At 68.0% G+C, this 23698-nt stretch carries 19 protein-coding genes and 1 pseudogene; 10 read left to right on the top strand and 10 right to left on the bottom strand.

The genetic code is table 11. The features are described from left to right. Window positions 1-45: 45 nt before the first annotated feature. The 4 genes from QOZ89_RS35595 (at window position 46) to car (ending at window position 6969) form a co-directional block, all read left to right on the top strand. Window positions 46-963, top strand: a complete 918-nt coding sequence (locus QOZ89_RS35595) for an NADP-dependent oxidoreductase (RefSeq protein ID WP_312628235.1) — start codon at window positions 46-48, stop codon at window positions 961-963. A 147-nt stretch (window positions 964-1110) separates the two neighbouring features. Continuing rightward, window positions 1111-2028: an NADP-dependent oxidoreductase gene (locus QOZ89_RS35600; RefSeq protein WP_312628237.1), complete on the top strand. Its 918-nt coding sequence runs from the start codon at window positions 1111-1113 to the stop codon at window positions 2026-2028. A gap of 220 nt (window positions 2029-2248) precedes the next feature. After that, window positions 2249-2893 carry a TetR/AcrR family transcriptional regulator gene (locus QOZ89_RS35605; RefSeq protein WP_312628239.1) on the top strand — a complete coding sequence of 215 codons (645 nt, stop codon included), beginning with the start codon at window positions 2249-2251 and terminating at the stop codon, window positions 2891-2893. Window positions 2894-3426: 533 nt separating this feature from the next. Further along, window positions 3427-6969 (top strand): carboxylic acid reductase, encoded by a 3543-nt coding sequence (car, locus tag QOZ89_RS35610; protein WP_312628241.1) that lies wholly within the window; start codon window positions 3427-3429, stop codon window positions 6967-6969. A gap of 767 nt (window positions 6970-7736) precedes the next feature. Here car and QOZ89_RS35615 read toward each other — a convergent pair. Further along, window positions 7737-8204, bottom strand: coding sequence for a tetratricopeptide repeat protein (locus tag QOZ89_RS35615; RefSeq protein WP_312628244.1), 468 nt, complete (start codon window positions 8202-8204; stop codon window positions 7737-7739). Between the two features lie 726 nt (window positions 8205-8930). Between QOZ89_RS35615 and QOZ89_RS35620 the strand changes: the two genes are divergently transcribed. From QOZ89_RS35620 to QOZ89_RS35645, 6 genes and pseudogenes are all read left to right on the top strand, one after another. After that, window positions 8931-9506 (top strand): HEAT repeat domain-containing protein, encoded by a 576-nt coding sequence (locus QOZ89_RS35620; protein WP_312628246.1) that lies wholly within the window; start codon window positions 8931-8933, stop codon window positions 9504-9506. Between the two features lie 179 nt (window positions 9507-9685). Continuing rightward, window positions 9686-10213, top strand: a complete 528-nt coding sequence (locus QOZ89_RS35625) for a transposase (protein WP_241841436.1) — start codon at window positions 9686-9688, stop codon at window positions 10211-10213. A gap of 373 nt (window positions 10214-10586) precedes the next feature. Further along, the gene (locus QOZ89_RS35630) at window positions 10587-10946 is read left to right on the top strand and encodes a nuclear transport factor 2 family protein (RefSeq protein WP_312628248.1); all 360 of its coding nucleotides are present in this window, start codon (window positions 10587-10589) and stop codon (window positions 10944-10946) included. A gap of 665 nt (window positions 10947-11611) precedes the next feature. Beyond that, on the top strand, window positions 11612-12193 hold the full coding sequence (locus tag QOZ89_RS35635) for a hypothetical protein (protein WP_312628250.1): 582 nt from the start codon (window positions 11612-11614) through the stop codon (window positions 12191-12193). Window positions 12194-12253: 60 nt separating this feature from the next. Further along, on the top strand, window positions 12254-13192 hold the full coding sequence (locus QOZ89_RS35640; RefSeq protein ID WP_312628252.1) for a GNAT family N-acetyltransferase: 939 nt from the start codon (window positions 12254-12256) through the stop codon (window positions 13190-13192). Window positions 13193-13611: 419 nt separating this feature from the next. Further along, window positions 13612-14678: pseudogene (locus tag QOZ89_RS35645) on the top strand (integrase core domain-containing protein). Between the two features lie 510 nt (window positions 14679-15188). On the opposite strand, the gene QOZ89_RS35650 reads toward QOZ89_RS35645, so the two are convergent. The 9 genes from QOZ89_RS35650 to QOZ89_RS35690 form a co-directional block, all read right to left on the bottom strand. Further along, window positions 15189-16526 carry an ABC transporter substrate-binding protein gene (locus QOZ89_RS35650; RefSeq protein ID WP_312628254.1) on the bottom strand — a complete coding sequence of 446 codons (1338 nt, stop codon included), beginning with the start codon at window positions 16524-16526 and terminating at the stop codon, window positions 15189-15191. Between the two features lie 71 nt (window positions 16527-16597). Further along, window positions 16598-16870 carry an NAD(P)-binding domain-containing protein gene (locus QOZ89_RS35655; protein WP_491723687.1) on the bottom strand — a complete coding sequence of 91 codons (273 nt, stop codon included), beginning with the start codon at window positions 16868-16870 and terminating at the stop codon, window positions 16598-16600. Next, entirely contained in the window at window positions 16867-17589 is a 723-nt protein-coding gene (locus QOZ89_RS35660; RefSeq protein WP_083418026.1) for a 3'(2'),5'-bisphosphate nucleotidase CysQ, read from the bottom strand. Before QOZ89_RS35660 ends, QOZ89_RS35655 begins: the two co-directional genes overlap by 4 nt. Then, on the bottom strand, window positions 17586-19514 hold the full coding sequence (cysN, locus tag QOZ89_RS35665) for a sulfate adenylyltransferase subunit CysN (RefSeq protein WP_071046406.1): 1929 nt from the start codon (window positions 19512-19514) through the stop codon (window positions 17586-17588). The genes QOZ89_RS35660 and cysN overlap by 4 nt, the downstream gene beginning before the upstream one ends. A 69-nt stretch (window positions 19515-19583) precedes the next feature. Beyond that, window positions 19584-20519, bottom strand: a complete 936-nt coding sequence (gene cysD / locus QOZ89_RS35670; protein ID WP_491677105.1) for a sulfate adenylyltransferase subunit CysD — start codon at window positions 20517-20519, stop codon at window positions 19584-19586. 43 nt (window positions 20520-20562) lie between these two features. Next, on the bottom strand, window positions 20563-21321 hold the full coding sequence (locus QOZ89_RS35675; RefSeq protein WP_071046404.1) for a carboxymuconolactone decarboxylase family protein: 759 nt from the start codon (window positions 21319-21321) through the stop codon (window positions 20563-20565). A 37-nt stretch (window positions 21322-21358) separates the two neighbouring features. Beyond that, window positions 21359-22393 (bottom strand): zinc-dependent alcohol dehydrogenase, encoded by a 1035-nt coding sequence (locus QOZ89_RS35680; RefSeq protein WP_312628258.1) that lies wholly within the window; start codon window positions 22391-22393, stop codon window positions 21359-21361. Further along, window positions 22390-23196, bottom strand: a complete 807-nt coding sequence (locus QOZ89_RS35685) for a sugar phosphate isomerase/epimerase family protein (protein ID WP_312628261.1) — start codon at window positions 23194-23196, stop codon at window positions 22390-22392. Before QOZ89_RS35685 ends, QOZ89_RS35680 begins: the two co-directional genes overlap by 4 nt. Then, window positions 23193-23698: alkyl sulfatase dimerization domain-containing protein (locus QOZ89_RS35690; protein ID WP_312628263.1), on the bottom strand; the 506-nt coding region annotated here is incomplete at its 5' end. The genes QOZ89_RS35685 and QOZ89_RS35690, both read right to left, overlap by 4 nt.

Below are 23698 nucleotides of genomic sequence, written 5' to 3' on the forward strand. Positions count from 1 at the left end.
CTCGCCAGCAGCTCCCCCAGCCGGTCGGTCAGCGGAGGTGTCCAAATGAAAGCGATCGTGGTGACAGATGAGGCCGCGGGATCGGCCGGGATGACGCTGGTGGAGCGGCCCGAGCCGGAACCGGCACTGAACGATGTCGTCGTTCAGGTTCATGCGTCGGGATTCACTCCGGGTGAGCTGACGTGGTTCTCGACCTGGACCGATCGCTTCGGCCGTGACCGGACACCGTCGATTCCCGGGCAAGAGCTGGCCGGAGTGGTCACCGCCCTCGGCTATGGCACGACGGGGCTGTCGGTGGGACAGCGGGTTTTCGGCCTCGCGGACGGGCATCGGGGCGGCACCCTCGCGGAGTATGTGGCGATCGAGGCACGCAACCTCGCGCCGCTGCCGGGCGACGTCGACTTCACGATGGGCGCGAGCCTGCCGATGCCGGGCCTGACCGCGTGGCAGGGACTGTTCGAGCACGGCCGCCTTCAGGCGGGGCAGAGCGTCCTCGTGCACGGCGCGGCCGGCGCAGTCGGGTCGATGGTGACGCAGCTCGCACGAGAGGCCGGCGCGTACGTCATCGGCACCGGACGCGCTGCCGACCGTCAGAAGGCGCTCGACTTCGGCGCGCAGGAGTTCGTCGACCTCGACAACGACGCCCTGGAAGACGTCGGCGGAGTCGATCTGGTTTTCGATGTCATCGGCGGCGACATCGGGAAGCGGTCCGCACGCCTGATTCAAGCCGGAGGAACGCTGGTGTCCGTCGTCGGGCCGCCGGAGGCACGGCCCGCGGACGGCCTGGCGATCGACTTCGTTGTCGAGTCCGATCGCGCCCAACTGAGTGAGATCGTCCAGCGGGTGCGGGACGGACGACTGCGGACGAACATCGGCAACGTCTCGACCCTCGACGATGCCGTCGCCGCCCTCAACCCGACCGAGCGACGCAAGGGGAAGACGATTATCAGCGTTCGTCCGTGAGCGACACGCCCATCGATGCACGCGGCCGGCCGGCGCTGTCCAGATCGGCCGGCTGCGTCCTATGGCCCCTGGCATTAGATGTCGAACGGGCTTTCCATCCCTGCAACATTTCCACCAAAGAGAAAAATGACCGAGGAGACAATTCCCATGAAAGCGATCGTGGTGACAGATGAGGCCGCGGGAACGGCCGGGATGACGCTGGTGGAGCGGCCCGAGCCGGAACCGGCACTGAACGATGTCGTCGTTCAGGTTCATGCGTCGGGATTCGTCCCGACTGAGATGGCGTGGCCCTCGACCTGGACCGATCGCCTCGACCGTGACCGGACACCGGCGATCCCTGGCCACGAGCTGGCCGGAGTGGTCACCGCCCTCGGCTACGGCACGACGGGGCTGTCGGTGGGACAGCGGGTGTTCGGCCTCACGGACTGGACTCGCGACGGCACCCTGGCGGAGTACGCGGCTGTCGAGGCACGCAACCTCGCGCCGCTGCCGGGCGACGTCGACTTCACGGTGGGCGCGAGCCTGCCGATCTCGGGCCTGACCGCGTGGCAGGGACTGTTCGAGCACGGCCGCCTTCAGGCGGGGCAGAGCGTCCTCGTGCACGGCGCGGTCGGCGCAGTCGGGTCGATGGTGACGCAGCTCGCACGAGAGTTCGGCGCGTACGTCATCGGCACCGGACGCGCTGCCGACCGCCAGAAGGCGCTCGACTTCGGCGCGCAGGAGTTCGTCGACCTCGACAACGACGCCCTGGAAGACGTCGGCGGAGTCGATCTGGTTTTCGATGTCATCGGCGGCGACATCGGGAAGCGGTCCGCAGGCGTGATCCGGTCCGGAGGAACGCTGGTGTCCGTCGTCGGGCCGCCGGAGGCGCGGCCCGCGGACGGCCTGGCGATCGATTTCGTTGTCGTGTCCGATCGCGCCCAACTTGGTGAGATCGTCCAGCGGGTGCGGGACGGACGACTGCGGACGAACATCGGCAACGTCTCGACCCTCGACGATGCCGTCGCCGCCCTCAACCCGACCGAGCGGATCACCGGGAAGACGATCATCCGCTTTCGTCCGTAAGGACTTTGGGACAGTGACCGGGCCTCGTGGATCAGCGTCATCCGCGAGGCCACGCGGTATCCCCGCGACGTCCCGATTTCGGTGAGCGCCGACCTCCGGGGCGACGCCACGGAGGACCTGGTCCGAGCGCTGTCCCGCCCCGACACGGCCCATGCTCAGAGCCCTGAAACGAGCTTGCCGCACCCACTGTGGATCATGGAGATCCTGTCAGACTGTCCATATGGCGACACCCTCGAGGACCCCTGCCCGCAGGAGCGGGCGTCCGACGAGCGCGCAGGCCGCCCGGCTCGAGCAGGATCTCAAGGAGGCGGCCCTGGAGCTGTTCCTCGAACGTGGATATGAGGCCACCTCGCTGGACGACATCGCCGCGCTTGCCGGTACGACGAAGCAGTCGCTGTACGCGCGGTTCCGCAGCAAGGACGATCTGTTCACCACCGTCCTCAACTGGGCGATGGAGCGACCCGACTGGCCAAGCCCCGAACCGGGTCACGCAGACCTCCCTGAGAATCTGGAGGCCGCACTGCTCGCGATCGCGGAAGCCGCCGTGCGCAGGGTCCTCGATCCCCGGATGGTCGCACTCGCCCGGCTGGCGATCGCGCAGGCAGCTCGGTTCCCCGAGGTCGCTCGCAAGACGTACTGCATCTGGCCACGACAGAAGGCCGTCGCCAACCTGCTGCGTGAGCACGCTGCCACCGGGGCGATCTCCGTGCACGACGCCGACCTGCTCGCCGAACACTTCCTCGGGATGGTAGCGGTAGCCCCGGCGCGCATGGCATCTTTCGGCATCGTGCACGATCACGAAGAGCAGCAACGCCGCACCGCGGATGCTGTCCGATTGTTCTTGCGAGCCGTGAGACCGGACTGATTCGACACGATCGTCGCCTTACCTGGTGATGGCTTGGATGTCCGGCCCGGCCTCGTCGCCCATCCAGGCGGGGTCGCCCACCAGTGCGTGGGTCAGAACCTCTTCGTCGATGATGGCGACGCGATGCGGTTCCTGCTCGCCGTCTCGAAGTTACGTCGGACCGGGCGGGACTCGTGCGAGACGAGCGACCCTGCTGTCCTGAGCACGGCTGCGGGTTCAGGCGTACATGGGCTCGCGTTGGGCTCGTCCGAGGAGCTCGCGCCGGCAGGCCGCATCTGAGGTTGACCGAAATCAGCCTCATCAGTATGATTATCCTCGTCGCCGGGTGGCGGCGGGGACCGAGGGGCACTGCTGCTCTCGTGGCTCCCGCGCTTTTCGTCACGTGAACGGAGCGTCTGCCGCGGCGGCGCCAAGCCGAACGGCGCCGCCTGGGCGTCCAGCCCGACAGGCTGCCCTTCCCGCCGGAGTTCGCCGGTTCCGAAGGACACCCGTACCTCCCGATACCGCAGGCCTAACCGGGGGCGAGGAAGACCATGTCAGTGACAGATGCGCGTAATCCGGCCGAACGCCTTGCCGATCTAGTAAGAGCCGACGAGCAGCTGCGGGCGCTGAGCCCCGATCCGGAGGTCGCCGCGGCCGCTCTCCGCCCGGGCCTGTCCTACCAGCAGGTCATCACGACGGTGCTCGACGGTTACGCGGGACGTGCGGCACTGGGCCAGCGAAGCTACCGGCCCGTCTCGGACGCGACAGGACGCGCGCACCGGGCCTACCAGCCCGACTTCGACACGATCAGCTACGGCGAGCTCCTCCGCCGGGTGAAATGCCTCGCCACGTTGTGGCATCACGACGGGCGATACCGCGTCGATCCTGGTGACTTCGTCTGCATCCTTGGCTTCGCCAGCACGGACTACGTCACGGTTGACCTGGCGGTGGCCTGTGCACTTGCCGTGAGCGTGCCCCTGCAGGCCACCCTCGCCGCCGCCGACCTGCGCGGAATCTTCGCGGACACCGCACCGACGACGGTGGCGGCGGAGATGGCGGATCTCGAGTTGGTGGCGTCTCTCGCCGGCGCGCAGGACTCCATCCGCACGATCATCGCGCTCGGTTACGACGCCCGGGTCGACGAGGACCGCGAGCGCCTCGTCGCCGCCCAGGACGACATCGCGAGAAACGGCTCGCGCGCGCGGCTCGTCACTCTCAGCGAGATGGTCGACCTCGGCGCCGAGCTGCCGCCGTGGGAGCCGCTTCCCGCGTCCACCGCGGGCGCCGACCGGATGGCGCTGCTCATCCACTCCTCCGGCAGCACCGGCACTCCCAAGGGTGTCATCGTCACCGAGCGCACGGTGGCCGCGCAGTGGGACCCGAGCGAGCGGCTAGGGCCTGTCGTCCGGGTGGCCCTGGCGCCGTTGAACCACCTGGCGGGCCGACACATGATCTACTCGGCGCTCGCCCGGGGCGGACTGGTGAACATCACTACTCACAGCGACCTGTCCACCGTCTTCGAGGACATACGGCTCACCCGTCCGACAGAGGTGTCGGTGTTCCCGCGGATCCTCGAGCTGGTCCACCACCATTTCCTCGGAGAGGTCTCGAGACGCACGGCCGCCGGCGCCGACGCGGACTCGGCGCGCGCCGAGGCCATGCGGACGATGCGCGCGGAGTTTCTCGGCGACCGGGTGTGTTCCATCGGCGGCGCGGGTGCGCCCATGACGCCTCACCTGCGGGACTTCATCGAAGAGTGCTTCCAGGTTCGGCTCGGCGGCGGCTACGGCTCGACCGAGGCGGGCACCATGGTCGTCATGGGGCGCGTTCTGCGTCCTCCGGTCACCGCCTACCGGCTGCGGGACGTTCCTGAGCTCGGCTACCTCCTCACCGACAAGCCGTACCCGCGTGGCGAGTTCTGCGTCAGGAGCGAGCGGGCCACCCCCGGCTACTTCAAGCGGCCGGAGGCGACGGCCGCCCTGTTCGACGCCGACGGGTATCTCTGCACCGGCGACATCGTGGAGGAGCGCGGACCAGACCAGATCCAGTGGATCGGTCGCCGCAACGACGTGCTGAAGCTCTCCCAGAGCGAGTTCGTGGCCGTCGGCGCGCTCGCGACGACGTTCGAGAACGGCAGCGAACTCATCGACCAGATCTTCGTCTACGGCAACTCCGCTCGTTCCTACGTGCTCGCCGTCGTCGTTCCCAATCCGGACGTCGTACGTGACCGGCTCGGCGACCTCACCGCTACGTCGTTGCGGGACCTGATCCGGTCCGAGCTGCGTGACATCGCCGCCAAGGAGGGCCTCCGATCGTTCGAGGTGCCGCGCGACTTCATCGTCGAGCGCGAGCCGTTCACACACGAGAACGGGCTGCTGTCGAGCGTCCACAAACGCATGCGCCCCGCGCTCGAAGCGAAGTACCGCGACCGACTCGAACAGCTCTACATCGAACTCGAACGCCGACAGGCCGAGAACCTCGTCGCGCTGAAGAACCTCGACAACGACACCAGCGTCCTTGACAAGGTCGTCAAGGCGCTCGAGGTGGCGCTGGGGGTGGAGGAGATCGATCCGTCGGCGCCGCTCGGCTTCGTCGACCTCGGAGGGGACTCCCTCGGAGCGTCCAGGTTCTCGGCGATGCTCGCGGATATCTTCGGCGTCGAGGTGCCGGTCAACGCGATCCTCAGCCCCGCGGGCAATCCACGGTCGTGGACACGCGTCATCGAGTCCGCGCTCGACCGGTCCCGCGCCCAGCTCACGACCTTCGACCGCGTCCATGGCGCGGGTTCCCGTCTCCTCCGCGCCTCGGACCTGGACCTCTCGGCGTTCATCCCCGCCGAAGAACTCGCGCAGGCCCCGGCCGCATCGCCACCCGCGGTATCGACCTGCGTGCTCCTGACGGGCGCAACCGGGTTCCTCGGCCGTTTCCTGTGCCTCGAATGGCTCGAACGCCTCGCGACGAGCGGCGGGACGCTCATCTGCCTCGTGCGCGCGACCGACGAAGCCGCCGCCAGCCGCCGCCTCGCGGCGGTGTTCGACACCGATCCGGACCTGCGGCAGCGGTTCGCCGCGCTGAGCGAGGCACGGCTCGAAGTGGTCGTCGGCGACGTGGCGGAGCCAAAGCTCGGACTCGACGACGCCGACTACGACCGCCTCGCGCGGACGGTCGACCGGATCGTCCACCCAGGTGCGCTGGTCAACCACGTCCTTCCCTATGAGAACCTGTTCGGCCCGAACGTCGCGGGCACCGCCGAGCTTGTCCGGCTCGCACTGGCTCACCGACTGAAGCGGTTCGACTTCGTCTCGTCGGCCGCGACCACCTACCTGCTCGAGCGGAGGGCGCCGCGCGGCGAGGACTCCCCGCTGCTCGACGTGATCGATCTCGACCGGCATCCGATGGGCTACGGCACGAGCAAATGGGCCGCGGAGCAGGTGCTGCTCAGCGCACACCGTACGGCCGGGTTACCGGTGAACGTCTTCCGCGGTGACATGATGCTCGCTCATCGGAAATATCACGGTCAGATCAACGCACCCGATGTCTTCACCCGGCTACTCACCAGCATCGTGCTCACCGGTCTTGCTCCCGGATCCTTCTACCCGTTGGACCGCGACGACACGAAGATCCGCGCACACTACGACGGACTCCCGGTCGACTTCGTAGCCGGGGCAATCGTGGGAATCAGCGCCGAGCCGTACGACGGTTTCCACAACTATCACGTCCTGAACCATCACGCCGACGACGGAATCTCGCTCGACACATTCGTCGAGTGGATCGAAGGCGCAGGTTATGCGGTCGAGCGCCTGTCAGATTACAGCAGCTGGGTCGAACGCTTCGAGGCCAAGCTCAAGGCACTGCCCGAAGCGAAGCGCCAGCACTCGTCCCTGACAGTTCTCGGCACGATGAGACAGCCTCGACCCGTCGAGCCGATGGTCGGCACGCAGCGATTCCAGGAGGCAGTCCGCCGTCTGCCGGTCGGCCCGGAGGTTCCCCGCCTTACCAGAGACTTCATCCACAAGTGCCTGGACGACATGGCTCGGCTGGGCCTCATTCACAGGCTTGCAACCTCAGCTGACGTCGTGTCGACACGATCCTGACCGGTGAGGATGGCCCCTTCGGTCCCGAACGGCACCAGCCGGTGAACACCGCCTGGATCTGTGCCGTTGTGGCCGCCGAGACCGCGCCAGGCTCGGCGACCACCGTGATGTTCTGCGCGACCCGCAGCAGGGCCGCGGTATCCACCGGGCGGCGCTCTGGGCCGTAACCGCGGCCACCGGGCCGGCCGAGCCCTCCCGCCAGGTCAGGCCGGCCCGGTAGTGCGGCCGCCCGCCTGGCTGTGACGTCAGACCGCCGTTGTAGCGCCGGCCCGGCTGGCTGTGCACCGTGATCGGCGTTCCGCCTTCCAATAGGTGCGACGCCGCGAAGTCCTCCTGTGGATGCCAGCTCACCACGATCCGCAGCAGTGAGTCCCGCTCGCCCGCCTGGGTGAACGAGCTGACGTAGATCGCGTCCTGGTGCCCGGTGTACGCCACCCCGGCGCCGGGCTGGCCGGTCTGGTCGCCGATCCCGCGACCGTTCGGTCCGCCGCCGTCGCCCAGACGAGTCGTGCCCGCCGGCAGCCAGCCGATCCGGATTCCGCCCCAGCCCGCGTCCGCCGGCGTGCCCACGAACCCCTCGAACGCCTGCTCATCCCGCATGCAGCCCCGCCTCCAATCTCGGACGCCCCGACACACTCCGTTGACCGCACATGGGCGTCAGAGCGTCCCGTCAAGCAGGACCGCCGCGTGTGCGGGCCCGGATGGGCCAGGATCTGTCGGCGATCCGGAGCTTCTGACTCATCCGGTGATGCTGGTAAGTCGCTGGTCTAGCCGACGGTCTCGTCGAGGGCCTCGCGGCAGGACACGGTCAACGGATGGTCATCGCCGAAGACGCGGCGCCTGTGTTCAAAATTTGCTGCGAACATCTCGCGGGCCTTGGGCATGTCGCCGACAGCGCGCGCAATGATCGCGACGTTGTATTCGGCGAGCAGTGTTTCCTGGTGGTCGTCGCCGACTGCTCGACGCAGCCGGGCAAGGAGGTCCTCGTAGAGCGCCACGGCGCCGGCGCCGTCCCCCTGCTGTTGCAGGACGCCTTGGAGGTTCAGCGTGGCGACCACCGCACGTGCGCGCAGCTGGTCCGCGCCGAGATGGTCACGGGACCGGGTGAGCACGTCCTCGTATAGACCGCGGGCGGCCTGGAGGTCACCCTGGTGGCTCAGGTCGTTCGCACGCCGGATCTTCGCCAGCAGAGCGCCGGGGTCGGTCTCGGCGCCTCCTGGCTGAGCGTCGTCCACTGCGGCTCCCGTTTCAGCGGGTAACGGTACTGGAATGAATCGTCGCATCTCGCCGGGCTCCTGATGCGGCGTTTGGTGTGGCGGGTAGTGGGGCGCCGACTCTCAGCGGGGCGGGTCGACGAGGTCGGGCTCCATCGATGGGGTTGCCGCTGATCGGGTCCCACATCCGCCGTACCCTGTGGTCGTCGCCCGCGCTTACGAGCAGGTCCGTCGGGGTACCGGAAGCACAGAAGGGGCTGTTCAGGAGCCAAGTGATGGCGCCCTTGGCGGGTCAGACGCCCGCACCGCTTCGTCACCACAGGCGCAGGCGCAGGCGCGACCTTCAGCGGATCATGAACCGCATCACCCTACGCGGCGACATCCCGGTTGGTCCTGGGTCCATACCTGCCCGGTCGGGCGCACCGACCGCACCGTGAGCGGGAATGGGAGTGGCTGGCAGTAGCGCCAACCCGCGTCCGGGTCGTGGGTCGGCCGCTACTGGCGGAAGGTACCGCGGATTCGCGGTGACCAGCTCGTTCAGCCGCCGACGGACACCCCGTCCAGCCGAGTGAAGGGCTTCTCCGGCGTCTCGCCCCAGCCAGCCACCAGCTGGCCGGGCCGGTGGTGGCGGTTCAGCAGTCCGGGCCGGCCCGCGGGTAGCTGGCCCAAGCGCGGCTGACCCGGGTGCGGCGCGGGTGAGGTGCAAAAGGGTTGGACTGCCTGCCGCGGCCGGGCTGCACTGGAACGATGAGCGGCCACGAGACCGAGCTCCGCGTCGTCGACGATTTCCTGCGGCGCTGGCGTGAAGCTCCGGTGAAGCAGCGGTTCAGGCTGGTTCCGGATATGCCCGTCGGCGCGATCCGGGTCGCGGCCATCCATCACTCCGACCCGTGGGTCCGCAGGGCCTGCCTGGCATTCCTTGACCATCACGCCAATGACGCCTCGACGCGGACCTTTCTCGACGCGCTCGCCGACCCGGTGACGCCGGTCCGCCTCACGGCGCTGCACGCGGTGTCCTGCGAGCGGTGCCGGGACTCGCCGCTGTGCGTCGCCGACGTGGTGCCGACGCTCGCTGGCGCGCTGCGCGCCGACCCCAGCCCCGAGGTGCGGCACAAGGCGATCCCGATCCTGCTCGGGCTGGCGGACCGCGACCCGCGATTCTTCGAGCTGTTCGCCGACGCGGCCGACGACCCCGACCCGCTGGTAAGTGACGCCGCCCGCGCCGCGAGCGACGGCAGGTGGCGCGACGCGGCGCGCAGCCGACACGACGCCATTCGGCGTCGCCGGACCCGCAAGGGCAAGGCGCGTCCTGAGCGGTCGTGACGGTCTGTCGCGCGGACCGTAGTCGTGGTCGGCCTCGACGGGCGGGCATGGTCGAGTGATGGGTCGCTGCCGTCCTCGCCCGCCGGTCCCTGTCTCGGAGTTCACCGGGTTCCGGTTCCCACACGAGGTGATCACGCTGGCGGTGCGGTGGTACCTGCGGCTCGCGCTGTCCTTACGGGATGTTGAGGAACCTCTGGCCGAGCGCGGCATCGAGGTTGATCACGTCACGGTGTACAGGTGGGTGCAGCGCTTCACTCCGCTACTCCATCAAGATCGCAGGCCGGTGGCGGTACCTGTATCGCGCCATTGACCAGCACGGACAGGTCATCGACGTGCTCGCGAGCGAACGACGTGACCAGATCGCGGCCCGCCGGTTCTTCCACCGGGCCTTGGCCCACGGCCGCCGACCGGTCGAGGCACCACCGACAAGGCACCCGTCTACCCGCGGATCCTCGGGGGAACTGCTACCCGAGGCCTGCCACATCGACGCCGCCCGACAGAACAATCGGATCGAGTCGGACCACAGCACACTCAAAGCCAGACTACGGCCGATGAGTGGGCTGAAACGCTTGCGCTCCGCCCAGACCATCAGCACCGGGCACGCGCTTGCCCAGAACATCCGCCGCAGCCACTACGAACTCGCCACCGACACCGACCCACAGCCACGGCTTGCGACCGCGTTCGCCGAACTCGCCCGCACTATCTGAGCACCAGTCGGGCGGCGGCTCCGCAGCCCCGGCTCCTCTCGACGCAACAGACCCGGGCAATCTTCATTGATCTTCTTGCCCCGTGGCGCAGGTGGGGGCGGGGTGCGGTCTCGATGCCTCCTGCCGGGCTATCATTATCGCGTCTGAACTGTGCTGATCTGGGCACCGATCCGCCAGCGGGGCTCGGGTGGCGCGCGCCCATGTCGTCCGCTTGCTCCTGGTTTGACTGCCTCCGTCAAACCCGGCGCGGTTCACCTGTCATCGCGGGTCCGCCCAGCTCAGCGTCCTTGGCCGTCCGGTTGCACCCGCGACCGTCGACCCACAGGTCGTCCACGCCCTGCCAGGCTTACTCGACCTAATGAACCTCGACCTAATGAACGTTGCCTGGGCGGAACCCGACCAGCAGCGACGGATCGCCGTCCTCGAGCAGTGCCTGGCCCCCACGGTCACCTACACCACCCCGCTGGCGGCAGCCGACAGTATCGACGGCGTCGCCACCGTCATCGGGCAGGTCCGCGCCCAGTTCCCCGGGGTTCTCCCCGTGCGCACCACCGGCGTCGACCTGCACCACCGCCATGCCCGCTACGGCTGGGTCATGAGCGACGGAACCCAAAGGAACCCCGTCAAGGGACTCAACGTCATAACCCTCAACGAAGTCCCGCTCATCCAGTCCGTGACCACCTTCCTCGGCCCACCCCCACCCATCACCTACACCTACGGTGCCCCCGACTAAACGCTGAACCGGACGCACCTGCAGAGAGGGTAGAGATCGTGTCTGACCGCCGTATGAGCCGCGTCTCCCAGACAAGCGCTGTCGTACTCTCGACCGCCGCGGCCTCACTGGGCTACGCCGCCGTCGACGCCGACCCTGCCGCCGCCTGGCCGTCGGGCTGCAAATGGGAACCACACAACGCCTACCTACTGGAACGACTCCTACAGCCAGGCCGGCTACGGCACCGTCTGGGACAACATGGCGCAGGTGTGGAACAACGAGAACACTCCCGTCGACTTCAAGAAGATAGGCGCAGGGTACGAGCAGCAGGCCGACATAAAGTTGGTAGCCGGCGCCTGGGGGGAGGACTACGAATGGTTTGGTAAGGCTATCAATGCCTATGTGTGCTCGGGCGGGCTCTACCCGAACGGAGTCCAGCACGTAGTAGCGTCGGTCAACCCACATACACCGACGGCCGCCCGAACAATGAAAACAACGCCGTCCTCACGCACGAGCTGGTGCACACGCTCGGGTTGGGGCACGTTTCCGGCACCTCGCCGGCGTCAACAATGTACATCAACATCGGCCCTGACTACCAGGGGTTCTGGACGCCTCGGGCTTACGATGTCAATGACATCAATGCGATCTACTAGGAATTTCAAGCGCAACCCAGAAAGGAACCTCCGATGGCCCTCCGCAAGCACATCCGTGTCTTGGCGCTTCCTGTTCTCTTTGCTGCCGTGGTCGGTTGCTCCGGTGGATCCGATCCTGGAGCAACGCCGAACTCGGAGGCCCAGGTGCGGCCGAGTTCTGACGCTCAGCAGCAGCCCGAGGGCCCAGGTGACGGGTTAACGCGACTCCGGGAGTATAACTCTATCGCGGAGCTGGCCACGTATTCGGACCTGGTAGTCCGAGTGCGGGGAGCCGCCAAGGTCGAAGAAGCCACGGTTTTCTCGATGCCCCACGTGATCACGAACTTCGATGTCGTTGAGGTGGTTCGCGGAAAGGCTCCTGACACCATCAGGGTCCGACAGGTCGGAAGCCCTGGGTCCCAGCACATACTGAAGGCCGACGGAGCCTACCTCCTCTTCCTGAGGGAATCCGAACAAGCCGTCGGCCAGTACGTGATCGTCGGAACCGTGGCTGGGATCTTCCGTGACGAGTCGGGAAAGGCCGTACGCTTGGACCCGGAGTCTCCGGACATTCCGAAGGAAGTGCAGCTGGACAGCTTGAGGGCCGAGGTTCTTGATGCGCCGAAGGCCGACTGAACGGGAGACCAGGCCGCGAAATGGTGCTTACGGTGAATCGACTGGTACTGAGAGGTACGCTTGGCTGCCAAGGCGCTGGACGCCGATTCGGATCAGGTGCGGGCCGCGATAGCGGACCGGTTCGGGCTGGCTGGTGAGGAGCTTTCCGATGACGTCAGGTTCGTCGAGGACCTGGGGTTCGACTCGCTTCAGATGCTCGCGCTGCACAACATCGCGGCAGACCTTGGTGCGGAGGAGGTAGGCGACGGGCAGTTCGAGACACTCGGCGAGCTGCGCGCATTGTGCCAGCCGGCGCACGGCTACGGCCGCGACGGTCCTGGGAAGCCCAATCCGAATGGCGCGGGTGGGCCGGGTGTGTGGGGTGACGTCACGTCGGCTACGCACGGGCGTGCGCCGCTGACGTCTCCGCTGTCGACGGCGGCGTTCGAGCTTTCCCAGCCCGGGCGCCCTGACCTTCCCTTTTTGTACGCCCTCGCCACGTCATCCGAGACCGGGTACCGGTGGCGGTACCACGGACGCATCCCACCGATGGAGAAGTTCGAGGCCGATCTGTGGCAGAACGTGCTTGCCCAGTTCGTCGTCCGGCGCCGGGCCGATGGCGAGCCGGTCGGCCAGATCGTCTGCTATGCCCCCGACCTTAACAACGGGCACGCGAGCCTTGGTGCAGTGTTCACCCCCCGGGTGAGCGGCTCCGGCCAAGCGCTCCAGGTCGTCCGGCTGTTCCTCGATTACATCTTCGCCAACTGGCGGTTTCACAAGATCTATCTGGAGATCCCCGAGCACAACTATGACGCCATACGCTCGGGTGACGGGAAGGCGTTCGAGATCGAGGTCCGTCTCAAGCGCCACCTCTTCCACGGCGGGCGCTACTGGGACCAGCTGATCCTCGCCGTGACACGCGAGCGTTTCCAGGAGCTTCATAAGTCCGACACCGACCGCCCGTCCGCAGACGCTGAAAACAGAACCGGGTATGCGGGTCGAGAGCTCGGCGGGCGTTGAGCCGGGCGGCCTGGCGGGTCAGGTGGTCAAGCTCGGCGAGGTTGGGTGTCTGGTGGGCCGCCTCGGCATAGAGCCGTGCCGCCGTCGCCAGGTCGCTGTCGCGCTCGTGGAGGTAGGCCGCCTCCGCCGTGTGGCGGGACAGCGAGGCATCCAGCGCCGCGGGCGCGGCCAGGCCGGCGAGCGGCCCGTCGGCCTCGCCGAGCTGCATACCTCGGCGGACGGATGGTTCGTATGGTCGCAACATGGTCGTCCAGCCGGAGCTCGAACCAGCTGTCGACGCCCTGAGCAGCACCGTTCCATGGTGCTGGATCTCAAGCGATAGATCCCGAACCGCATTCGCCCTGTGGGGTGCGGAAAGTCGGCCTGGGCCTGTGAGCTGGGCCGATGCGACGGCCCGGCCGTGGGCATGATGGTCAACCATGTCCGTACGCCTGCTCTACCTGGTCTTTGCTCGGATGTGTGGCTGGCTCGTCCTGCTCGGTCGATCGTCGGCATCGAAGGACATCGAGCCGCTCGTACTGCGGCACGAGGTCGCGGTGCTGCGCCGCACCCAGCCGCGGCCGCGATGGGACTGGGCGGACCGGGCCGTACTCGCCGCACTGATCCAACGGCTACCGAGACGGCTACGAACGCACCGGCTGGTCACCCCCGGCACCGTTCTGCGCTGGCACCGCCGCCTGGTCAGACGGAAGTGGACCTACCCCCGCCGGACCGGACGACCGCCGATCAGCGCGGAGATCACCGCGCTGATCGAACGACTCGCCACCGACAACACGACGTGGGGGTACAAGAGGATCCAGGGCGAGCTGCGCAAGCTCGGCCACCGCGTCGGCGCGTCCACCATCCGCCGGGTCCTGAAGACCCTGGGGCTACCTCCCGCGCCGGCACGACAGACCGGCACGACCTGGCGCCAGTTCCTACATACCCAGGCCTCGACGATGCTGGCCGTTGACCTCTTCCACGTGGACTGTGCCGTGACGCTGCGGCGTCTGTACTGCTTCTTCGTCATGGAGGTCGGGTCCCGATACGTCCACCTCGTCGGAGTCACCGCGAACCCGGACGGGCCGTGGACCACCCAGCAGATCCGCAACCTCGTCATGGACCTCGGGGACCGGGCGTCCGACTTCCGGTTCCTGGTACGCGACCGCGCTGGACAGTTCACCGCCTCGTTCGACGCGGTCCTCGCCGACGCCAGCATCACCGCAGTCAAGATCCCGCCCCGAGCTCCCCGGGCCAACGCCTAGGCAGAACGGTTCGTCCGCACGGTCCGCGCCGAGGTCACCGACCGCATGCGATCCTCAGCGAACGACACCTACGAACCGTCCTGACCGAATACACAGCTCACTACAACGGACGACGACCCCACCGCAGCCGTAATCTTCGACCACCGCGGCCCGACCACCCCATCGCCGACCTGACCACCGAACGGATCAAGCGCCAACCCGTCGTCGGCGGCTTGATCAGCGAATACGAACGAGCCGCATAAAAGCCCAGCTCATCCCGCAGGTAGCCGAGTTCCGGAACCCCACAGCCTTGTCGCTCGTCAGGGTTCGCGGCGCCGAGCGTCGTACCGTGCCTCCGCGGAGCGTCCTCAGCTGTCTGCAGCGAGCGCACGCCGGTCAGGACGATGCGCCCCGCTAGTCCCAGCATTATTTGTTGCCATAACAATGAATAACTTGCGTCAACGTCACTGGCGTTGCATGGGCAAGGCGAAAGGAGGTCGTAGCCCCTTCGGGCCGGTCGCGGTCGCACTTCCGCGCCCTGCCTGCCGATTGCCCTCCGCCCTGCTCAGCGCGGTCGCGGCCGGCGGAGCCGATCGCGGGCACTTCCGGCACCCGGCCGTCGCTCATCTGGGCCAGCGGCGTCTTCTGCACGCGGTCCGCGAATGGGAGGCGTCTACAACCCGTGTCGACTCGTCGAGAACGGTCGGGTCGTGGGGGGCCGAAGGCGGGCAAGGCCCGTCGGATGTGGCCCGTCCTTCGGCCCCCACGAGCCGTCAGTCCGCGATCGGGGTGTTGCCGAGGACCTTGTATGCGGCGGGCTGACCCTTGTCGTCGAGCGTGGTCGACAGGCCGCCGAGGACACAGACAGCCGGGGTCGCCGGAATGGCCTTGCCGTTGCAGCGGAACTTCAGCCCGGCCGAGGCCGGAAGCTCGGTCTCCTTCATCGCCTTGATGGTGGAGGTGAGGGTGGCGGAGGTGATGTCACCGGAGATGCCCTGCGTCGCCGCCTGGAAGCCGGCCAGGATCATAAACATGATCATGCTGTCCTGGTTGCTGAGGTCGATGTCCTTGCCGTAGGTCTTGGCGACCGTCGCGTAGAGGTCCATCGACGGGCTGTCCGGGCCGATCGGCGTGGACGCGCTGATGACCATGTCTTTCAGCGTGCTACCAGGGATCGACTTGCGGGTGGCGTCGGTGATGCACTGCGAGATGGCGCTGATGGTGCCGGTGAAGCCGACGGCCTTGAGGCCGTTCATCGCGCTGATGCAGAACGAGTCACTGCCGGTGATGAAGACTTGGTCGGAGCCGTTGTCGACGACCTGCTGCATCTGGGGCGTCATGTCGGCGGTGCCGGGCGCGACGCGGAGGAGCTCGTAGCCGATGCCTGCCTTCTGGTAAAGCGGTGGCGCGATGTCCTGGGCGGCGCGCAGCGCGGCCGGGACGTCGACGACGATCGACGTGACCTTCTTGTTGCCCTTGTCCTTGGCGACCTGGATCGGCAGGTCAATGACGGCGAAGGTCAGGTTGGCCAGCACGAACGTCGTCTGGCTGGCGAGCAGCGACGGGTCGGTCGACCCGTAGATCATGACGGGGATCTTGGCATCGTTCAGCGGCTTCCACGCGGCCTCGACGACACCGGACGTACCGATCATGACGGCGGCGGCGCCCTTCTCGACCATCTGGTTGCCGCAGTCGGTGGCCTTCGACAGGTCGGCGAGGGTCTCACAGATCGTGATCTCGATCGGCCGCCCGCCGATCCCGCCCTTGTGCTCGTTGAGGTACTTGGCGGTCGCCTGGGCGACCCTGTTGTCGTTGGTGTGGTCGGTGTTCGGGCTGGGCCCTTCCGTGATCACACCGATCTTGACCGGAGTGCCGGTCGCCTTCGCGACCGGGCCGAGGACGCCGTCGGCGGCCGCGGAGCCGTTTGCCGGGGTGGCAGCGCCCTTGTCGTCGGAGCCGCCGCCACAGGCCGACACGAAGGCCAGGCTCGCGGCCAGGACGGCGACGCCGGCCAGCCGTAACCCACCCAGACGGGCAGACGACTGCGCGGATGTAATGGACCGGAATATCTGGGAGGCCGTCTGCCCGCCGGGTCTCTGGACGTGCGACATGCGTGCAACCTTTCGTCGAAACGAGTGACCGGGTTTGGTTGGAATGGCCGGCGACAGACCCCGGGAATGCCTCACGGTGACATGCCGGCCAGGACGCCGTCGGGCCGCAGGAGAACGTCCTCGACGTCGGCGTCGCCGACGACGCACAGACAGACGACGTCGCTGGACGCTCCCAGGTCGGCGGGTGTGGCGGCGACCTTCGCGGTGGTGTCGGCGAACGGTTCCAGGGACGCGGGCCTGCGCGCCCAGAGTGTCAGTGGATAGCCGTCCTCGACGATCCGTCGAGCCATGGGCCCGCCCTGGCTGCCCAGTCCGATAAATCCGACCCGGATCACGCAGTTCACCAGTCCCGCAGCGCGTTCAGGACCGCCTCGGCCAGCTCCGGGCGGCAGATGAGCAGGTCTGGCAGGTAGGGGTCGGGCTCGTTGTAGCGCAGCGGCGAACCGTCGAGGCGGGAGACGTGCAGCCCGGCGGCCGCGGCGACGGCGACGGGCGCGCAGGAGTCCCACTCGTACTGGCCGCCGGAGTGGGCGTAGATGTCGACCTGTCCGCGGACGACGGCCATCGCCTTCGCTCCGGCCGAGCCCATGGGAACCAGCGCGGCATCCAGTCGGGTGACGAGGTGGTCCACGCAGGCGGGCGGACGGGTCCGCGACACCGCGAGACGGATCGGGCCCACGGCCCGCGGGACGACGGCGGGAGGTCTGCCGGTGTGCAGCACGAGGTCGGCGGCGGGCAGCGCGACGGCGCCGGCGACGGGGCTGCCGTGGACGGCGAGGGCGACGTGGACGGCCCAGTCGTCTCGCGGGGGCTCTCCGTACTCGCGGGTGCCGTCGAGCGGATCGACGATCCAGACGCGGTCATACCCGAGCCGGGCGCGATCGTCGGTGCGTTCCTCCGAAAGGATGGCGTCGTCGGGACGAGCCTGTGCCAGGCGATCGAGCAGGAGCTCGTTGGACTGCTTGTCTCCGGCGGCACCGCCCTGGTCGCGGATGGTGAGCAGGAGGTTGCCTGCCTCGGCGGCGAGGGCGGCCGAGAGCGTGTGGTCGTCTATGTCGTTCATGCCTCGTCCGCCGGGGTGAGGTGGCCGGTGTCGCGGAGGTAGGTGACGACCTGCTCGGCACTGGTCTCGGGGGTCACCGCGCCGGAGGCGTCGAGGTGGATGTCGGGGTTGAGGGGCGCCTCGTAGGGGGAGTCGATGCCGGTGAAGTTGGTGAGTTCGCCGCGGCGGGCTTTGGCGTAGAGGCCCTTGCGGTCGCGGGTTTCGGCGACGTCGAGGGGGGTGTCGACGAAGACCTCGATGAACTCGCCGTCGGCGAGCAGGTCGCGGGCGAGTTGGCGTTCGGCCCGGAACGGCGAGATGAACGACGTCAGCACGATCAGCCCGGCGTCGGCCATGAGGCGGGCGACTTCGGCGATGCGGCGGATGTTCTCGACGCGGTCGGCTTCGGTGAAGCCGAGGTCCTTGTTCAGGCCGTGGCGGACGTTGTCGCCGTCGAGGAGATAGGTGTGGAAGCCCTGGTCGTGGAGTCGTTTTTCGACGAGGTTGGCGATGGTGGACTTGCCGGCGCCGGACAGGCCGGTGAACCAGACGACGGCGGGGCGTTGGCCCTTGCGGCTGGCGCGGGCGGTTTTGTTGACCTCGACGGCCTGCCAGTGGATGTTGTGGGCCCGGCGTAGGGCGAAGTGCAGGAGGCCGGCGGCGACGGTGGCGTGGGTGAACCGGTCGATGAGGATGAACCCGCCGGTGTGCCGGTTGGCGGTGTAGGGGTCGAACGGTACGGGCCGGTCGAGGTTGAGGTTCGCGACGCCGATCTCGTTGAGCTCCAGAGTCCGCGCCGCGGTGTGTTCGAGGGTGTTGACGTTGACCTTGTACTTCGGCTGCGCGATCGTCGCGTTGAGGGTGCGGGTGCCGAGTTTGAGCAGGTAGGGCCGGCCGGGCAGCATCGGCTCGGGGCTCATCCAGACGAGGTGGCACTCGAACTGGTCGGCGACCTCGGCAGGGCTGTCGGCGGCGGCGAGCAGGTCGCCACGACTGATGTCGATCTCGTCGGCGAGGGAGATCGTGACCGACTGGCCGGCGACGGCCTCGGCGAGGTCGCCGTCGGCGGTGACGATCCGCTCCACGGTGCTTTCCTGGCCGCCGGGCAGGGTGCGGACCCGGTCGCCGGGGCGGACCGTGCCGCCGGCGATCTGGCCGGCGAAGCCGCGGAAGTCCAGGTCGGGCCGGTTGACCCATTGCACCGGCAGGCGGAACGGGCCGGCGGCCGACGCGTCGTCGATCTGCACGGTCTCCAGGTGGCCGACCAGGGTGGGTCCGGTGTACCAGGGGGTGTTCGCGGACGGTGCGGTGATGTTGTCGCCACGCAGAGCGGACAGGGGGATGCAGGTGATGGCCTCGCCGTCGAGGCCGATCTGGGCGGCGAAGGCCCCGTAGTCCGTCTCGATGGCGTCGAAGACGTCCTTCGAGTAATCGACGAGGTCGAGTTTGTTGATCGCGAGCACGACGTGGCGGATACCCAGCAGCGAGACCAGGTAGCTGTGGCGGCGGGTCTGGGTGAGCACACCCTTACGGGCATCGATCAGAATCACCGCGAGATCCGCCGTCGACGCGCCGGTGACCATGTTGCGGGTGTACTGCTCATGCCCCGGGGTGTCGGCGACGATGAACTTACGGTGCTCGGTGGAGAAGAACCGGTAGGCGACGTCGATCGTGATGCCCTGCTCGCGCTCGGCCGAAAGCCCGTCGACAAGCAGCGCGAAGTCAAGCTCACCGCCCTGCGTGCCGACCTTCTTCGAGTCGGACTCCAGCGCGGCGAGCTGGTCGGAGAACACCAGCTTCGCGTCATAGAGCAGCCGCCCGATCAGCGTGGACTTGCCGTCATCGACGCTGCCGCAGGTGATGAACCGCAGCATCGACTTGTTCTCGTGCCGACGCAGGTACTCCTCGATATCGTCGGCGACGAGGTCATCGGTCGCATGCGCCATTTGTCCTCCCTTATTGGGTGGCCTCCGAGCATGCGAAAGAAGAGCATTTTCGCATGCTCTTCGGCCAGGTCAGAAGTACCCCTCGTGCTTCTTCTTCTCCATCGACCCGGACGAGTCGTGGTCGATGACCCGACCCTGACGCTCCGAACTCGTCGTGAGCAGCATCTCCTGGATGATCTCCAGAAGGGTCGCCGCCTCGCTTTCCACGGCGCCGGTCAGCGGGTAGCAGCCGAGCGTACGGAAACGAATGGAACGCTGCTGGGGAACCTCGCCGGGGTTCAGCCGCATCCGGTCGTCATCCACCATGATCAGTGTGCCGTCGCGTTCCACCACCGACCGCGGCTGCGCGTAGTACAGCGGGACGATCGGGATGTTCTCCTTGTGGATGTAGAGCCAGACGTCCAGCTCGGTCCAGTTCGACAACGGGAATACCCGCACCGACTGTCCCGGCCCCTTACGCGCGTTGTACAGCCGCCACAGCTCCGGACGCTGGTCCTTCGGGTCCCAGCGGTGCCGCGCCGAGCGGATCGAGAACACCCGCTCCTTCGCCCTCGACTTCTCCTCGTCACGGCGCGCGCCACCGAACGCCAGATCGAAGCCGTACTTGTCCAGCGCCTGCTTCAACCCCTCCGTCTTCCACACATCGGTATGCATCGCCGAACCGTGGTCGAACGGGTTGATGCCCTGCGCGAGCGCCTCGGGATTCTGGTGGACCAACAGGTCCAGACCCAGATCCCTGACAAGCGTGTCGCGGAACTCGTACATCGCCCGGAACTTCCACGTCGTGTCCACGTGCAACAACTGGAACGGCGGCTTCGACGGGTAGAACGCCTTCATCGCCAGATGCAGCATCACCGCGCTGTCCTTGCCCACCGAATACAGCATCACCGGCCGCTCGGACTCCGAGACGGCCTCCCGGAAGATCTGGATGCTCTCCGCCTCCAGACGCTGCAGATGCGTCAGATGACTCATGGCGCATACCTGCTCTCTCTCCGCGTAAACCACGCGGTGCGCGCGCGACGCCACGGTTCTCGGCATTGTGCTGACATCAGCTACTCTTCGCTGCCCACGCGGATTCGGCCGCGTCGTTCAGTGCCTCGCCCTTCGCGAACCCGTAGTAGACGGAGAACTGGAGCACGATCTCGTCCATCTCCTCCTTGGTGAGATCGCCGGAATGCAGAGCCGAGGAGACGTGGGTACGCAGGGGTGTGGGTGAGTCGTCGAGGGCGACACACGCCACGGTGATGATCCGCCGCTCCCGGCGGGTGAGGCCGGGTCGCTGCCAGACATGGCCGAAGACGAAGTTCAGGATGCCCGCGTGGCGGTAGGGCGAGGTGGGCGGCGGCGCCTGGGTGAGGTTGACGTCGACGAACTCCCGCACGCCCTCCTCCAGCCGCTTGTCCCAGTTGTTCTCCCCGAGCGTCTCGTTCGACAGCTCGGGCCACGGCTCCGGCTCCCGGCCGTTCTCGCGGGCGATCCGGGCCGACTGCTGGGCGATGACCATCTCGAGGTGGGACGCCTTGGGCCATCCGCAGTAGACGGCGAAGTGCAGGACGAACTCGAGCATCGTCTCGACGTCGAGGTCACCGCTGTTCAGCGCGGCATAGACCTGGTCATCGATGGGCCCCGGAGAATCCGCGGCGGCGACGCAGGTCAGCGCCACCCACCGCCGGTCGCGGCGGCTGAGCCCCGGCCGGGACCACACCTGGCCGAACACGAAGTCGCGGGTGGCGGCCTCGTAGGGAGTCGTGGCCGGCGTCGGTTCGCGGGTCGTCACCTCGCGGTAGGTCTGGTCCGCGTCGCCCATGTCGGGATCTCCTGCCCTCGTGTGTGGTGGTCGCCGGTCAGCTCATCCGGAGCGCGACGCGTACCGAGTCGCGGCCGGGAGTCGACCGGGTCAGGAGCGCGAAGGCATCCTCGAACTTCTCCAGCGGGAACGAGTCGCCAAGCAGTTCGGCGGTCGGTACCTTGCCCGCGTTGATGAGCGCCACGGCGCCCGCGGCGTCGAGACCGGCACCGGGGTGCAGCGTGATGCGGCGGGTGGGGATCCAGTCGCTGTGGAAGCCCTCGAGCGGTCGGTCTTTCATCCCGGCGATGACGACGTGGCCGCCCTTGTGGACGAGGTCCATGGCGAGGTTCACGGTCACCGGGTTGCCAGCGGCGGCGTCGATGACCACGTCGGCCATCTGGCCGCCGGTGATCTCGCGGACTCGTTCGACGGGGTCGGCGGCCTCGACGTCGATGGTGTGGTCGGCGCCGATGCGGCGCGCGCAGTCCAGACGGAACGCGTCCTTGGCCGTCCCGGTGACGATGACGCTGGCCGCGCCGGCCGCCTTCGCCGCGACGATCGTGGCCATGCCCATGTGCCCGGGCCCCTCGATGACGACGACGTCACCGCTCTTCACCGGCGCGACCCAGGTGACCGCGCAGCTCAGCGGCTCGAAGACGGTGAGCTGGTCGGCCGGGACGTCGTCGCGCAGCTTGTAGACCATCGACCCGGGCAGCAGCTCCAGGTGCTCGGCGAAACCGCCATAGAGCCCGGAGCCCTCGTCGACGGAGAAGTCGTGCCCGTAGATGCGGTGCCCCTGCGGGGTGAACACAATGTCCCAGACCGCGACCCGGTCGCCCTCGGTGACGCCCCATTTCTCGGCGGCGGCCGGGGTGATCTTCTCGATGCGCCCGACGATCTCGTGGCCCGCGATGGAGGGGAACTCGCCGCCCCACGAGGTGTGGACGTGGCCGCGGAAGTGGTCGATGTCGCTGTGGCACAGCCCGGTGGCCTCGACGCGCAGGACAGCGCCGCCAGGCTGGGGGTCGGGCACCGGGAGGTCGCGTAGCTCCCAGGTCTCGTCGCCGTTGAACACGATCGCCCGAGTCATGGCAGCACCTTCTCCAGGAATGTGTTCGCCCGGTCGACGGCGCGACGGGTCGCGGAGTCGAGGCCCTCGGCCTCGACCGCCGGCCCTACGAGCTCGAGCTCGAAGAGGCCGGTGTAGCCGGTCTCGAGGACCGCGTTCAGAAACGTCTCGACGGGCATGTCGCCGTCGCCCGGCACGACCCGGGTCCCGGCCGGCAGCGGTCCGCGGTCGTGGGCGAGGACGTCGCAGAGCTGGGCGACCGCGAGGCGGTCGCCCACCTGGTGGACCGCCGCGGCCAGGTCGGGCTCACGCCAGCAGTTGCCGAGGTCGACGATGAGCGCGAGGCCGGTGCGGTCGGCGACCTCGGCGGCCTCGCCCAGGGTGTGCACGAACGAGCGGTTCCTGCGCTGCGTCGGTTCGATCGCAAGCCGGACGCCCTGGGAGGCGGCATGGGCGACGCAGGGCGCGGCCGCGGCGGCGAGCGCGTCAGTGAGCTCGTCGAACGACCGGCCAGGTCCAGCACCGGGCGTGATGTAGACGCATCCGCCGCGCAGCGCCGCGAGGTCGATGGCCTGGTTCACCTCCTCACGGGTTGCCTCCCAGGTCTCGGGCGCGCCGAGGTCGAACTGGTCGGCGATGAGGGTGGTGAGGCGCAGTGACCGGGAGGTGAGGGCATCGATCGCCTCGTCGCGTCCGTGGGCGCTGAGCTTGGCGTCGAGCACGCCCACGTGGTGCAGGTCGAGCGAGTCCCACAGGACCAGTTCTTCGGCGAACGTCCACGGGTAGGTGCACATCTCGCTCACTGACAGCCGCGGATGCGTCATGACAGTGTCTCCCGGATGTCGCGGATCTCGGCTTCGAGCCAGCGGACCTCGCTGAAGTTCTCCCGTCCGCTGCGGGCCAGCAGGAGTTCGTGGGCTTCGAGCTTCACCCGCAGCGCGCTCGTGTCCTTGGGTGCCTGGGACAGGACGATCTCGGCGAAGTGCAGGGCCTGCAGTGCCCGTCCGGCGGCGAGATGCGCCTCCGCCCGGTCGAGCAGTGGGGCGGTGCCGCCGGCGAGGTCGGTGAGCTCCTCCCAGATCGCCGCCGGGGGCACGTCGTAGAGCTCGGTGGTCGACTCGTAGCGGAACCAGCCGGTGTGCTCCTCCCAGATCGCCCGCACGATCCAGGGGACCTTGCCGTGCCCCTGCGGGATGGCGAGCTCGGGAGGGAGGGTGATCTGGCCCATCAGCGTCCACAGGTCGACGCCGGCGTTCATGCCCCCGATCGTCCGGTCACGCACGTACTGGGTCGCGTCCCTCATCTGGGTCAGCCGCGTCCGGATGT

Source organism: Pseudofrankia coriaricola (assembly GCF_032027725.1).
Taxonomy (GTDB): Bacteria; Actinomycetota; Actinomycetes; order Frankiales; family Frankiaceae; genus Pseudofrankia.

Bases quoted from the DNA above. Each gene is read 5' to 3' on its own strand.
- QOZ89_RS35630 (WP_312628248.1), top strand. From the start codon at position 10,587: ATGAACGTTGCCTGGGCGGAACCCGACCAGCAGCGACGGATCGCCGTC.
- QOZ89_RS35685 (WP_312628261.1), bottom strand. From the start codon at position 23,196: ATGACGCATCCGCGGCTGTCAGTGAGCGAGATGTGCACCTACCCGTGG.
- QOZ89_RS35635 (WP_312628250.1), top strand. From the start codon at position 11,612: ATGGCCCTCCGCAAGCACATCCGTGTCTTGGCGCTTCCTGTTCTCTTT.
- QOZ89_RS35680 (WP_312628258.1), bottom strand. From the start codon at position 22,393: ATGACTCGGGCGATCGTGTTCAACGGCGACGAGACCTGGGAGCTACGC.
- QOZ89_RS35650 (WP_312628254.1), bottom strand. From the start codon at position 16,526: ATGTCGCACGTCCAGAGACCCGGCGGGCAGACGGCCTCCCAGATATTC.
- QOZ89_RS35625 (WP_241841436.1), top strand. From the start codon at position 9,686: ATGTTGAGGAACCTCTGGCCGAGCGCGGCATCGAGGTTGATCACGTCA.
- QOZ89_RS35675 (WP_071046404.1), bottom strand. From the start codon at position 21,321: ATGGGCGACGCGGACCAGACCTACCGCGAGGTGACGACCCGCGAACCG.
- QOZ89_RS35595 (WP_312628235.1), top strand. From the start codon at position 46: ATGAAAGCGATCGTGGTGACAGATGAGGCCGCGGGATCGGCCGGGATG.
- QOZ89_RS35605 (WP_312628239.1), top strand. From the start codon at position 2,249: ATGGCGACACCCTCGAGGACCCCTGCCCGCAGGAGCGGGCGTCCGACG.
- QOZ89_RS35600 (WP_312628237.1), top strand. From the start codon at position 1,111: ATGAAAGCGATCGTGGTGACAGATGAGGCCGCGGGAACGGCCGGGATG.
- QOZ89_RS35660 (WP_083418026.1), bottom strand. From the start codon at position 17,589: ATGAACGACATAGACGACCACACGCTCTCGGCCGCCCTCGCCGCCGAG.
- QOZ89_RS35620 (WP_312628246.1), top strand. From the start codon at position 8,931: ATGAGCGGCCACGAGACCGAGCTCCGCGTCGTCGACGATTTCCTGCGG.
- car (WP_312628241.1), top strand. From the start codon at position 3,427: ATGTCAGTGACAGATGCGCGTAATCCGGCCGAACGCCTTGCCGATCTA.
- cysN (WP_071046406.1), bottom strand. From the start codon at position 19,514: ATGGCGCATGCGACCGATGACCTCGTCGCCGACGATATCGAGGAGTAC.